The organism is Mycobacterium hainanense (assembly GCF_041890355.1).
GTDB classification, from domain to species: domain Bacteria; phylum Actinomycetota; class Actinomycetes; order Mycobacteriales; family Mycobacteriaceae; genus Mycobacterium; species Mycobacterium hainanense.
In genome coordinates, this window is record NZ_CP169059.1 from 4,715,960 (window position 1) to 4,728,308 (window position 12,349).

Here is a 12,349-nt window from a genome sequence, read left to right on the forward strand (position 1 = left end):
TGCTGATTGCCAACCGCGCCGACGCAAGGACTGGCGCAGCGCCATTAACCTATTGCGGCAAGCTTGGGCAGCAGATCGTCGCAGACACGTTGGATGAAGCCGATGGGGTCGGGGTTGCCGGGCATCACGCCGACGTGGATTAGTGAGATCCCCTGCTTGGCATAGGCTTCGGCGTCGCTAAGGTACCCGTCGAGGTCGTCGAACGGATCACGGAAGAAGAAGCCGGCGGTTTTTTCGATATCGTCGGGGTTGCGACCGATGGCATCGCAGTGCCGCTTGAACACGCCCATCTTGTGCTCGAGCTCTTCGGCTGATTCTGCGGCGCCGGACCAGATGTCAGCGTACTTCGCGATCAGCGGCAGCGTTTTCTTCTCGCCACGGCCGGCGATGAGGATCGGCGTGCGTCGAGGTTGTCGCGGTTCGCAGATCGTCTCGCCGAGCTGATAGTGCTTGCCGGTGTACGGGCCGTCGTCGTCGCTCCACATCTGCGTGCAGATCTGGAGCGTTTCCTCGAGAATCTCGAATCGTTCCCGCACCGGAGGGAAGGGCAAACCCAGCGCCGTGTGTCCGCGCTCGTACCACCCCACGCCGATACCGAGCATGGCCCGTCCTTCCGAAAGCACATCGAGGGTGCTGACGGTTTTGGCAAGCGCGCCGGCGTGGCGGTACGTCACCCCGGTGACCAACGCGCTCAGCCTGATTGCGTCCGTCTGACCCGCCAGGAAGCCCAAAGAGGTGTAGCACTCGAGAAACGGGTTGTGGGCATCACCGACTCCCAGGAAGTGGTCGGGAAGTGTGAACATCGAGACGCCGGCGGCGTCGGCGAGGGCAGCGGCCCGCGCCAAAGTGGGGCCGATGCGCTCGCCGGGAGGCGGTGAATAGTTGACGAAGTGCACACCTAATCGCATGGCAGAGCTCCCCTTTCAGGTGATAAGACTTAGTATCGTCACTATAGCACTGCAATGCGACTTAGTCTTATCAAGTAGCCTTTGGCTATGGCCCGGTGGGAACCGAACGCGCGCCAACGGCTTGAACGAGCCGCCCTGGAGTTGTTCGCAGAGCAGGGGTACGACGCGACGTCGGTTGCCCAGATCGCCGACCGAGCCGGACTGACAAAAAGCAGCTTCTTTCGGCATTTTGCCGACAAGCGCGAGGTCCTCTCGGCCGGTCAGGAAATCCTTGCCGATCGCATTAGCGAGGGCGTGCGCGCGGCAAGCCCGTCGGCCGCGCCGATCGAATGCGTCGCGGCCGCCCTCCAGTCGGCGGCAGCCGTGTTCACCCCAGAGCGACACGAGATCCTGCCGCTGCGTCAAGCGGTCATCGTCGCCAACAGCGAACTGCACGAACGCGAACTGCTCAAGCGCGCCCGGCTTGCCGCCGCGCTGGCGGATGCGCTGCGCGCACGCGGAACCGATGAGACAGCCGCACGCCTGGCCGCCGAAATCGGCATGCTTGCGTTCGACATCACCTGCGCACGTTGGGCAGATCGTGGCAATGCGGAACCGTTCGGCGAGATAGCCGATGCCGCACTAAAGCAACTGCTTACCAGCGCGACAACGCTCGGTATCGGTACGGACGGATGAACCGGATACGTTGCTTACGTCGACACCAAACCGGGGAGACCGCTCATGACAGAAGCAAAGACCTAACTCCCGCAAGGCGTTGGATATCACTCGTAACTTCCCTCCAGATACCACCTCCTTTGCCGGTAGCACAGCAGAAACGCCCGCTCGCTTTCCAGCAGGACCTGAGCCCGTGCAGTGCGGCCCCTTCCCACGTCGGGATCCCACCACCGCTCGTCGACCGGCCACGGCCCGGCCCACCAGTCCAGCCGCTCGTCCCGGCCGCGGGCGACCAGGCGAGCCGGGTCGGCCGAGAACATCCCCCGGCCGGTCACCCGCACCGGATTGCCTTGGGCGTCAAGCAGTTCCACCGGGTCGTCCAGCAACACCGCGGGTGACGGCTCGGGCAGCCGCCCGGGCCACGGCAGGCCCGGGTCGGCCCGCGGCACCGGCTCGTCACCCAGCGGGGTCAGCGTGATGCGCTCGGCCGGCCCGCGCCCGCCGGACAACACCGGCACCCGCACCGCCTCCGGGCCGAGCAGGCCCTGCACCCGCACCAGGGCGCGCCGGGCCCGCAGCCGGTCCTCCTCGCCGAGGCCGCCCCACAGCGGCAGCTGCAGCGCCTCGGCCGACACCACCTCGACCGCCTGCAGCCGCAGCAGGGTCACCGGTGCCGTCGGCCGGGGATTGCGCGCGGTCCGGCTGCTCAACCAGCCGTCCAGTTGCCAGCGCACCCGGTCGGCGGTGGCGTCCTCGGTCAACGGCTCGGCGCACCGCCACACCCGGTGCAGTTCTTCGCCGCCCTCGGTGACGGCGTGAATGGCCAGCCGGGTGCAGCCGACCCCCGCGCCCATCAGCGTCCGATGCAGCGCGGCGGCCAGCGAACGCCCGGCGAACGCCGCGGCGTCGACCCGGTCGATCGGCGGGTCGCAGTCCAGCACGGCCTCCAGTTCCTCCGGCGGCTCGCGCCCGGAAAGGCCCCGCTCGGGTTCACCGCGGGCCAACCGATGCGCGGCCATCCCGTCGGCGCCGAACCGGGACGTCACGTCGGTGGCCGACAACGCGGCGAACTGGCCGATGGTGCGAATACCCATGCGCCACAACAGGTCCGTCAGCTCTTGGCGTCCCGGACCACACAGGCTGGGTTCGGTGGCCAGTTGGCGGATCGACAGCACCGACAGGAACTTCGCGTCACCGCCCGCCGGGACGATCCGGCCGGCCCGCGCGGCGAAGACCGCGGTGGACAACCGGTCGGCGATCCCGACCTGGCACTCGGCGCCGGCCGCGGCGACCGCGTCGGTCAGCCGCTCGGCGGCGTCGGCCTCGGAGCCGAAATAGCGGGCCGCCCCGCGCACCGGCAACACCAAGAGCCCGGGCCGCAGCACCTCGGCGCGCGGCACCAGGTCGTCCACCGCCGCGATGACCGACTCGAAGAAGCGGGCGTCGCGGTCCGCGTCGGCGGTGGTGACGTGCAGCTGTGGGCAGCGGGCCGCCGCCTCCCGGCGCCGCAGCCCCCGCCGCACCCCCGCCGCGCGGGCGGCCGCCGAGCAGGCGATCACCCGATTGGCCAGCGTGACCGCCACCGGGGCGGTCGCGGGCACGCCCGCGGCCGCGGCCGCCGCGACCGCCGGCCAGTCCATGCACCAGATGGCCAGCACCCGGGATGCCACTGGAGAATTCACCCGGCGCGCGCCTGGGCGGTCACCCGCCGTCCCGCGCACACCCCGCTCACCTGCAGCCGCACCCGGCCGATCCGGCCGAATCCGGGGCGGCCACCCGCAGTGAGCTCGTAGCCGCAGACCCGGGCCTCCAGCCGGGTGGGCGCCCCCTGCCAATCACCGTCGGTGACCAGGACGGTGCACCCCTTACTGCGTGCCCGCGCCACCACCGCGCGCGCCCGGGTCTGCGGCACCCGGCGCCCGCCCAGGCCGAGGACCACCAGATCCATGCCGTCGACGAGCACCGCGGCCACCTCCACCGGGTCGGTGCCGGGATCCGGGATCACCGCGACCCGGCTCAGATCCGCCCCCATCTCGGCGGCGGCCAGCAGCCCGATGTCCGGCTGGCCGACGATTGCCACGTTGCCGCCCGCCGCCGTCACCGCGGCCACCATGCTCAACAGCAGCGACCGGGCCCCCGAGAGCACCGCCACCGTTCCGCGCGGCAGGGGCGCCGGCAGCGACTCCGCCAGCCACCGCGGCAGCGCCAGCTGGGCTTCCGATTCCGGCAGCAGGTCGTCGGGGCGGGTGGTGGCGGGCCCCGGCGACTTCCCGGTGATCACGGCCATCCGCCGGCGAAGCGATTCGAGCTGTTCAGCGCGGTTATCGGAGGCCAAAGCCGCGGTCATGACTGCCCCCTGTTCGAATGTATGTTCGATACATTTGGAAGTAAACACGCACCCTCCGACAAGCGTCAAGAAACGTGAGAGGCTGCTTTATGCGCTCGGTGCTGGTGTGGCTGATGGTGCTTTTTTGCTGTACTTTTCCCGCGCCAAGTGCCGCCGCGCCCTGCCGACCGGCGGAACTGTTCACCACCGACAACACCGATCCACTGTTCGAGGCGCAGGCCAACGCGACGATCGCGCTGAGCGGCGCGACGGTGACGGGGTCGACCCCGCTCGACGGGGTGTACTGGTCGAGCGCGCTGCAACGGAGCACCCGGGAGCGCTCGCGGGAGTTTCACCTGTGCGGCGCCGACGGCTCGTTGCACACCGCCGCCGAGGCGCTGCGCCGCCAGTTCGACCAGGAGGCGGTGCTGACCTTCGCCTACGACCACGCCCCGGATGAGGACGCGATCATCATCGCGGTGCCGGACGTCGACGTCGCCCGCTTCGGCGACGCGCTGGCGGGCGACCCGGTCGCCCGCGACCGCATCCGGGGCGGATCCGTCACCACGACCGACCACACCCTGATCCTGGTCGCCGACAACGACGATCGAGACGTCGCCGGCCGACTCGTCGCCGAGGCCGGCGGGAACTGGGGTGCGGCCACGATCGTCCACGGCCGGCGCGAATTCGTCCAGACTTAAATCTCTGCGATTCCCGTCGGCGTGTCTTCGCAACTGGTTATATGTCGCGAAAGCGCCCGGTCACTCCCACTCGATGGTGCCGGGGGGTTTGCTGGTGATGTCCAGCACCACGCGGTTGACCTCACGGACCTCGTTGGTGATGCGGGTCGAGATGCGCTCCAGCACCTCGTAGGGCACCCGGGTCCAGTCGGCGGTCATCGCGTCCTCGCTGGACACCGGCCGCAGCACGATCGGGTGCCCATAGGTCCGGCCGTCACCCTGCACCCCGACCGAGCGGACATCGGCAAGCAGCACCACCGGGCATTGCCAGATCAGGTTGTCCAGGCCGGCGGCGGTGAGCTCCTCGCGCGCGATCGAGTCGGCGCGCCGCAGGGTCTCCAACCGCGCCGCGGTGACCTCGCCGACGATCCGGATGCCCAGGCCGGGCCCTGGAAAGGGTTGGCGCGCAACGATTTCCTCCGGTAGGCCCAGCTCGCGCCCGACGGCGCGCACCTCGTCCTTGAACAGCAGCCGCAACGGCTCGACGAGCCGGAACTTCAGGTCGTCGGGCAGGCCGCCGACGTTGTGGTGGCTCTTGATGTTGGCGGTCCCGCTGCCCCCACCGGATTCCACCACGTCGGGATACAGCGTGCCCTGCACCAGGAAATCGACCTCAGACCCGGTGTCGCTCAGGATGTCTCGCACCGCGCCCTCGAAGGCACGGATGAACTGGCGGCCGATGATCTTGCGCTTGCCCTCGGGATTGGTCACCCCCGACAGCGCCCGCAGGAAGGTGTCCGCGGCGTCGACGGTGACCAGGTTGGCGCCGGTGGCGGCCACGAAGTCGCGCTGCACCTGCGCGCGCTCGCCGGCGCGAAGCAGCCCGTGGTCGACGAAGACGCAGGTCAATCGGTCACCGATGGCGCGCTGCACCAGTGCGGCCGCCACCGCCGAGTCCACGCCGCCGGACAGCCCGCAGATCGCGTGCCCGTCACCGATCTGTTCGCGCACCTGCTCGACCAGCGCGCTGGCAATGTTGGCGGGCGTCCACTCCGCGCCCAGCCCGGCGAAGTCGTGCAGGAACCGGCTGAGCACCTGCTGCCCGTGCGGGGTGTGCATGACCTCCGGGTGGTACTGCACCCCGGCCAGGCGGCGGCCCCGGTTCTCGAAGGCGGCCACCGTCGCGCCCGCGCTGCTGGCGACCACGTCGAACCCCTCCGGCGCGGCCGTGACCGCGTCACCGTGGCTCATCCAGACCGGCTGGACGCTTGGCAGTCCCGAATGCAAGTCGCCGCCAACCACTTTCAGCTCGGTGCGGCCGTACTCACTGGTGCCCGTGTGGGCGACCGTCCCGCCCAGTGCCTGCGCCATGGCCTGGAATCCGTAGCAGATGCCGAATACCGGCACCCCGAGGTCGAACACCGCCGGATCGAGTTGCGGGGCGCCCTCTTCGTAGACGCTGGACGGCCCCCCCGAGAGCACCAGCGCCGACGGCCGCCTGGCCTTGATCTCGTCGATCGACGCCGTGTGGGGAATGACCTCGGAGAAGACCCGCGCCTCCCGGACGCGCCGGGCGATCAGCTGCGCATACTGGGCGCCGAAGTCGACGACGAGCACCGGTCGCGGCGGTGCCGCATGGCCTTCGACGTCAGCAGGTTCGGTCACGGCAGTGAGTGTAGTAGGAGCGGGCAGCGACCCCTCTGCCGAGCACATCAGGGAGCCATGGGTTCGATCCAGCTCCTGGTGTGCCTCAGCAGCGTGCCGGCAGCACGGTTGGTCTCGGGCACCAGATGGAACTCGACCGACATGGTGGGTTGGTGCGGGCCGTACTGCACCCAGCACAATCGTCTGGGCGGTTCCAACGAGGTCACGCGGCACAGCGCGGTGCTGTCCCTGCCGCGACCGTGGCGACTCAGCCGAAACGACGTGCCCACCCGGAGTCGTTCGTGATCGGCGGCGTCGACCGCCTCCCAGGTGTCATACCACTGCGCGATGCTCGTCACCGTCGTGATCAGCTCCCATACTTCCTCGGGCGGTGCGGCGATCCGTATCGAGTCGGACAGTGTTTGCATAGTGGGGCCACGGAAATTCATGCTGGTTGGCTCTCTGCGCTGGGCGATGCCGGAAGGGATTCGGGCACTTGGGATCTCGGGATACTGAGCCGGGCATCCACTCGTCGCGGCCACCAGAACCAGCGGCCCAGCAGGGCGGCAATCGACGGTGTCATCAGCGACCGTACGACCAGCGTGTCGAAAAGCAATCCGATGCCGACGGTGGTGCCGAATTGGCCGATGATCCGTAGATCACTGAACACGAACGAAGACATGGTGAACGCGAAGACCAGGCCGGCGGAGGTCACCACGGCCCCCGTTCCCCCCATCGCGCGGATGATGCCCGTTTTGATGCCGGCGCCGATCTCCTCTTTGAACCGCGATACCAGTAGCAGGTTGTAGTCCGATCCGACGGCCAGCAGGATGATGACGGCCATCGCTATGACCAACCAGTGCAACGGAATACCAAGGATGTCCTGCCACACCAGCACCGACAGGCCGAACGACGCGCCGAGCGAGAGCACCACCGTGCCGATGATGACCAGGGCCGCGATGGGGCTTCCGGTGATGACCAGCATGATGACGAATATCAGGCAGGCGGCCGCGGTGGCCGCGATCAGCAGGTCGTATTTGGCCGCGTGGCTCATGTCGTTGTAGGTCGGAGCGGTCCCGCCCAGGTAGATCTTGGCGTCTTCCAAAGGGGTTCCCTTGACGGCCTTCACCGCGGCCTTTCGGATCGCCTCGACGTGCGAAACCCCTTGGGGGGTAGCGGGATCGCCGTCATGGGTGATCACGAAGCGGGCGGCCTTGCCGTCGGGCGAGAGGAACATCGCCAGGCCGCGTTTGAAGTCGGGGTTGTCGAAGACCTCCGGCGGCAGGTAGAAGGAATCGTCGTTCCTGGCGGCGTCGAAGGCTTGTCCCATCGCGGAGGCGCCTTGCTGCGCGGCGTCCATTTGATCCAGCAGGCCAGTAAAGGTGCTGTACATCGTCAGCGTCATATCGCGCATGGTCGTCGTGGCGTCGATGATGGGCGGCAGCAATGAAATGAGCTGCGGCATCAGGCTGTCCAGTCGGTCGGTCTCGTTGACCAGCCCGCCCAGGTCATCGGTGAGCTTGTCGACGCCGTCGAGGGCATCGAATGCCGATCGCAGCGCCCAGCAGACGGGGATGTCGAAGCAATGCCGCTCCCAGTGCAGGTAGCCGCGCAGCGGTCGGAAGAAGTCGTCGAAATCGGCGACACGGTCCCGCACTTCGGTGGTGTCGGCGACGATCTCTCGCGTTTGGCCCGCGACGTCGTGGGTGGTGCCGGCAAGCTGGCGCATCAGCGCGAGCATGCGTTGCATGGTGTCGATGACGCCGGTCATTTGATCGGCGACGGCGCGCATGTCGGCCATGCGGTCGTGCAGGTACTTCATGTTCTCGGTCAGCGTGGCGCCCTGCATGCTGATCTGAAAAGGAATGGAGGTGTGTGCGATCGGGGCACCCAGCGGCCTGGTGATGGACTGGACCCGCGCCACGCCGTCGGCTTGAAAGAGGCCCTTGGCCATCCTGTCCAGGACCAGCATGTCGGCGGGATTGCGCATGTCGTGGTCGGTCTGGACCAACATCAGGTCGGGATTGAGCCGTGCGGACGAGAAGTGCCGATCGGCGGTGGCGTAGCCGATGTTGGATGGTGTGGTCGGCGGCAGGTACTTGCGATCGTTGTAGCTGGTCGTGAAGGACGGCAGAGCCAGCAGTCCGACGAGGGCGGTTGCGCTCGCGGCGGCCAGTATCGGTGCGGGCCACCGGACGACGGCGGCACCCAGCCGCCGCCACCCGCGTGTCTTGATTTTCCGTTTGGGGTCGAACAGGCCGAATCGACCGCCCACCGTGATGATGGCCGGGCCGAGTGTGAGCGCGCCCGCGACCATCGTCAACATCCCGATGGCGCACGGTGCGCCAAGGGTTTGAAAATAGGGCAGCCTGGTGAAGCTGAGGCAGAACATCGCCCCGGCGATCGTCAGGCCCGACCCGAGGACGACGTGGGCACTCCCGCGGAACATGGTGTAGTAGGCCGCGTCACGGTCTTCGCCGGCCTGGCGGGCCTCTTGGTATCGGCCGACGAGGAAGATCGCATAATCGGTTCCCGCGGCGATCGCGAGTATTGGCAGGATTTGCACCGCGAAGGTCGAGAGCCCAAGGACGCCGTGGTCCCCGAGAAACGCGATCACCCCTTGCACGGCGGGCAGTTCGATACCGACCATCAGCAGCGTCAGCAGCGCGGTGACCAGCGAGCGGTACACGGCGAGCAGCATGAGGACGATGACCCCGACGGTCACCCCCATCACCTTGCGGGCGCTCTTGTTGCCGAATTCGAGTTCATCGGTCGTCACTGCGGCGGGGCCCGCTACGTAGGCCCTGATTCCGTTGGGCGCCTGCGTGTTTGTCACGGTGCGCCGCACGGCGTCGACGGACTCGTTGGCCAGCGTCTCACCCTGGCGGCCGGCGAGGAAAACCTGGGCGTAGGCGGCTTTGCCGTCAGCGCTCTGCGAGCCGGCCGCCGTGAGCGGATCACCCCAGAAGTCCTGGACGTGCTGGACGTGTTTGTGGTCCTTGACGAGCTTGCCCACCAGCTCGTCGTAGAACCGGTGCGCCGCGTCGCCCAACGGCGCTTGGCCTTCGAGGACGACCATAACCGCGCTGTCGGTGTCGAATTCGTTGAACACCTGGCCGATGCGCTTCATGGCCTGGACCGCCGGGGCGTCGTCCGGGCTCATCGACACCGCATGCGCCTCCCCGACCGCTTCCAGTTGCGGGACAACGGTATTGGTGACGGCGGCCAGTGCCAGCCAGCAGAGCAAAATGGGTACCGAAAGCCGGCGCACCGTTCGCGCGATCACGCGGACTTCACCAGGCAGAAGGTTTGCGGGTGGGTCCCCGCCACCGTGCGCTGGACCTTGACGTCGCCGTTCACGGTGATTCGGCAGCCGATGATCGCCTCGTCGCCCTGCGCAACGACATTGACGCTCACGGCGGGGGCCGTCGTGGCCGCGCTGTAGGTCCACGGCAGCCGCATCGCATCGGCTCGCTGGGGCGCGGCATCGACGTCGAGATAGTTGATGTCGGCCGCGCTTCCGGCCGGCCCGAAGACTTCCAGGGTCACGAGCTTGGGGTTGACGGGCTTGATTTCATCTGCGCGGCGGTCGCCTGCGGACGCGGCACCCCACGCGCCGAAGACCCCATGCAGCCGGTAGACGGCGAATGCGGACAGGGTGACCACGACCAGGACCAGCAGCGGAATCCACGCGCGTTTGACGAAAGCCATCCTCGCCCTCGGTTCACTCGATGGACTAAGTCAGTTGACCAACACAATAGATTCTTATGGCGTCCACCGCAATCAGCATTTAACAGCGCATTTTGTCCGACACTAGGCCATTGTCTTGCTTCCGTGCGGGTGAGAATAGTAAGTTATACAACTAAGTCGCCGTCACAGAGAGGTCAAAACACCATGGGTATCAACGCGGATCGATTCGGCCCTTGGGCCGTCGTGACGGGGGCGTCGTCGGGGATTGGACGCGAGTTCGCGCAGCAGCTGGCCGAAGGGGGCATCAACGTGGTCCTGGTCGCTCGGCGCCTGCCCGTACTACAGGAGCTCGGCGCCGCTTTAGCCCGGGATTACGGGGTCGACTATCGCGCCGTCGGCGTCGACCTGTCCGATCCGGGCATGCTGGCCCCAATCACCGAGGCCTCCAACGATATCGACGTCGGCCTGCTGGTATCGAACGCCGGCGCCGCCCTGCCCGGGCCCTTCCTGGACTCAGACCTGCAGGCGCAGCGGGCGATCCTCCGGCTCAACACCGCCGCACATTTGGGCCTCACGCATCACTTCGGTGCGCGGCTGGCACGGAGGGGTCGCGGCGGCATCCTGCTGGTCTCCGCCTTGGGGGCGAAACATGGAGTGCCTTATCTGGCGCATACGGCAGCGACCAAGGCGTATATCGCCAGCCTCGGCGCCGGCCTGCACGGCGAGCTGGCCCGGCGCGGGGTGCACGTCACCGTGCTACACCCGGGACCCACCCGCACGCCGGCGATAGCCGAACTGGGCCTGGACCCCGACAGATTGCCGATGCCGCCCATGGCCCCGGACGATTGCGCGCGCGAGGCGCTGCGCGCATTGGCGCGCAATCGAACCCATTGCATACCGGGTCGGCTCAACCGGGTGACCACCGCGCTGGTGCCCGCGGCGATCACCCGCTCGATGATGTCGCGCATGTTGGCGAGACCCAGCCAGCTCAAGACCGCCGCCCAGTGAAAATGGACAAGCCGATCTGCCTGATCACCGGTGCCACCGACGGGATCGGCAAGGTCACCGCGACCGCGCTGGCCCGCGAGGGCTACACCGTCGTGCTGGCCGCGCGCAGCGAGGCCAAGGCGGCAACCGTCACCTCCCAAATCGTGGCGGCCACCGGCAACCGCGACGTCGAATACCTCACCGCCGATCTCCGGTCGCTTGCCCAGCTGCAGCGGCTGGCCGGCAACCTCATGGCGCGCTACCCGCGCGTGGACGTTCTGGTCAACAACGCCGGCGTCGTAATGCCGCAACGGGAGTTGACCGAGGACGGCTACGAGACGACGTTTCAGGTCAACTACCTCGCGCAGTTCTATCTGACCCACCTGCTGCTCGACGCACTGCAAGCCAGCCCGCAGGGCAGGGTGATCAACCTGAGCTCCAGCGTGTATCGCGGTGGCAAGTTCGACCCGGACAACCTCCAAGGCGAGCGCCGGTTCTCCACCATCGGCGCATATGCCGCGTCCAAACTGCACGTCCTGCTTTTCACCATCGAACTGGCGCAGCGACTGGCTCCGACGCGCGTCACCGCGAATGCCGTGCATCCCGGGATCGTCAGGACACCGATGATGCGCGGGGCGGAAGGGATCTTCCGGGCGATCTCCTATGCGGCCCTGCCGTTTTCACGATCGGCGGACCAGGGGGCCGCCACGTCGGTCTTCCTCGCCACCTCTCCAGGCGCGTCGCAGGTCTCCGGGAAATACTTCGCGAACGCCAGGCCGAGAAAGGTCAGGACCCCACATAACACGCCGGAGAACCGGGACCTGCTGTGGAACCTGAGCATGGCCGCGTGCCGTCTATAGTCCGTGAGTGATATGGCTGACTCAACCGGCAAGCGAGAGCGACTGATCGCGGCCGCATGCGACCTGTTTTACCGCCAGGGCATCGCGGGCACCACGCTCGCGCACATCGCCCAGGCCGCCGAGGTCCCCCTGGGCAACGTGTACTACTACTTCAAGACCAAGGACGACATCGTGGCCGCCGTCGTCGAGGCGCGCACCGAGGAAGTCCGGTCCGCGACCGCGGCGTTGCAGCGCCGGCACGGCAGCCCCAAGGCCCGCCTCAAAGCGCTCGTGGGGATGTTGTCCGAATCGCGCGACACGATCGCCGAGCACGGCTGTCCGCTGGGAAGCCTGTGCACCGAACTCGGCAACCAGCCGGGCCAATCGCCCGCCCTGACCGCTCCCATCATGCAAACCCTGCTGGAGTGGACCGAGCAGCAATTCCAGGCCATGGGTCGTCGGGACGCCCACGATTTGGCGCTCGAACTCGTCATCGCCTATGAGGGCAGCGCGGTCCTCACCAACGCGCTGGCCCAGCCGGAAGTCATGGCCCACCAGGCCCGCCGGCTCGAAAAGTGGATCAACGCGATGCAAGCCTGACGCGGCGCTCGGTCCTGCGCG

At 67.7% G+C, this 12,349-nt stretch carries 12 protein-coding genes; 5 read left to right on the top strand and 7 right to left on the bottom strand.

Annotation, left to right across the window (positions count from 1 at the left end; genetic code table 11):
• Nucleotides 1-44: 44 nt before the first annotated feature.
• Nucleotides 45-908, bottom strand: coding sequence for an LLM class F420-dependent oxidoreductase (locus ACEL92_RS22070; RefSeq protein ID WP_374022753.1), 864 nt, complete (start codon nucleotides 906-908; stop codon nucleotides 45-47).
• Nucleotides 909-995: 87 nt separating this feature from the next.
• Between ACEL92_RS22070 and ACEL92_RS22075 the strand changes: the two genes are divergently transcribed.
• The gene (locus tag ACEL92_RS22075; RefSeq protein WP_374022754.1) at nucleotides 996-1,583 is read left to right on the top strand and encodes a TetR/AcrR family transcriptional regulator; all 588 of its coding nucleotides are present in this window, start codon (nucleotides 996-998) and stop codon (nucleotides 1,581-1,583) included.
• Between the two features lie 86 nt (nucleotides 1,584-1,669).
• Here the strand turns inward: ACEL92_RS22075 and ACEL92_RS22080 are convergent, their stop codons facing one another.
• Together ACEL92_RS22080 and ACEL92_RS22085 are read right to left on the bottom strand one after the other, a co-directional pair.
• The gene (locus ACEL92_RS22080; protein WP_374026334.1) at nucleotides 1,670-3,202 is read right to left on the bottom strand and encodes a DNA polymerase Y family protein; all 1,533 of its coding nucleotides are present in this window, start codon (nucleotides 3,200-3,202) and stop codon (nucleotides 1,670-1,672) included.
• A gap of 38 nt (nucleotides 3,203-3,240) precedes the next feature.
• Nucleotides 3,241-3,909, bottom strand: a complete 669-nt coding sequence (locus ACEL92_RS22085) for a hypothetical protein (protein WP_374022755.1) — start codon at nucleotides 3,907-3,909, stop codon at nucleotides 3,241-3,243.
• An 89-nt stretch (nucleotides 3,910-3,998) separates the two neighbouring features.
• Here ACEL92_RS22085 and ACEL92_RS22090 point away from each other — a divergent pair, with 89 nt between their 5' ends.
• A complete protein-coding gene (locus ACEL92_RS22090; protein WP_374022756.1) occupies nucleotides 3,999-4,589 on the top strand; it encodes a hypothetical protein in 591 nt (196 codons plus the stop codon).
• A gap of 60 nt (nucleotides 4,590-4,649) precedes the next feature.
• Here the strand turns inward: ACEL92_RS22090 and guaA are convergent, their stop codons facing one another.
• The 4 genes from guaA to ACEL92_RS22110 are packed head-to-tail and all read right to left on the bottom strand — an operon-like array spanning nucleotide 4,650 to nucleotide 9,923.
• Nucleotides 4,650-6,233 carry a glutamine-hydrolyzing GMP synthase gene (gene guaA, locus ACEL92_RS22095; RefSeq protein ID WP_374022757.1) on the bottom strand — a complete coding sequence of 528 codons (1,584 nt, stop codon included), beginning with the start codon at nucleotides 6,231-6,233 and terminating at the stop codon, nucleotides 4,650-4,652.
• Nucleotides 6,234-6,280: 47 nt separating this feature from the next.
• Entirely contained in the window at nucleotides 6,281-6,661 is a 381-nt protein-coding gene (locus ACEL92_RS22100; protein ID WP_374022758.1) for an SRPBCC domain-containing protein, read from the bottom strand.
• Entirely contained in the window at nucleotides 6,658-9,498 is a 2,841-nt protein-coding gene (locus ACEL92_RS22105; RefSeq protein WP_374022759.1) for an RND family transporter, read from the bottom strand. The genes ACEL92_RS22100 and ACEL92_RS22105 overlap by 4 nt, the downstream gene beginning before the upstream one ends.
• On the bottom strand, nucleotides 9,495-9,923 hold the full coding sequence (locus ACEL92_RS22110; RefSeq protein WP_374022760.1) for an MmpS family transport accessory protein: 429 nt from the start codon (nucleotides 9,921-9,923) through the stop codon (nucleotides 9,495-9,497). Before ACEL92_RS22110 ends, ACEL92_RS22105 begins: the two co-directional genes overlap by 4 nt.
• Before the next feature lie 183 nt (nucleotides 9,924-10,106).
• Between ACEL92_RS22110 and ACEL92_RS22115 the strand changes: the two genes are divergently transcribed.
• Genes ACEL92_RS22115 through ACEL92_RS22125 form a run of 3 tightly spaced genes read left to right on the top strand, consistent with a single transcriptional unit; the run spans nucleotide 10,107 to nucleotide 12,328 of the window.
• Nucleotides 10,107-10,910: an SDR family NAD(P)-dependent oxidoreductase gene (locus tag ACEL92_RS22115; RefSeq protein ID WP_374022761.1), complete on the top strand. Its 804-nt coding sequence runs from the start codon at nucleotides 10,107-10,109 to the stop codon at nucleotides 10,908-10,910.
• A gap of 2 nt (nucleotides 10,911-10,912) precedes the next feature.
• Complete coding sequence (locus ACEL92_RS22120) at nucleotides 10,913-11,749, top strand: SDR family oxidoreductase (RefSeq protein ID WP_374026335.1); 837 nt, start codon at nucleotides 10,913-10,915, stop codon at nucleotides 11,747-11,749.
• A gap of 12 nt (nucleotides 11,750-11,761) precedes the next feature.
• A complete protein-coding gene (locus ACEL92_RS22125) occupies nucleotides 11,762-12,328 on the top strand; it encodes a TetR/AcrR family transcriptional regulator (protein ID WP_374022762.1) in 567 nt (188 codons plus the stop codon).
• The last annotated feature ends 21 nt before the right edge of the window (nucleotides 12,329-12,349 follow it).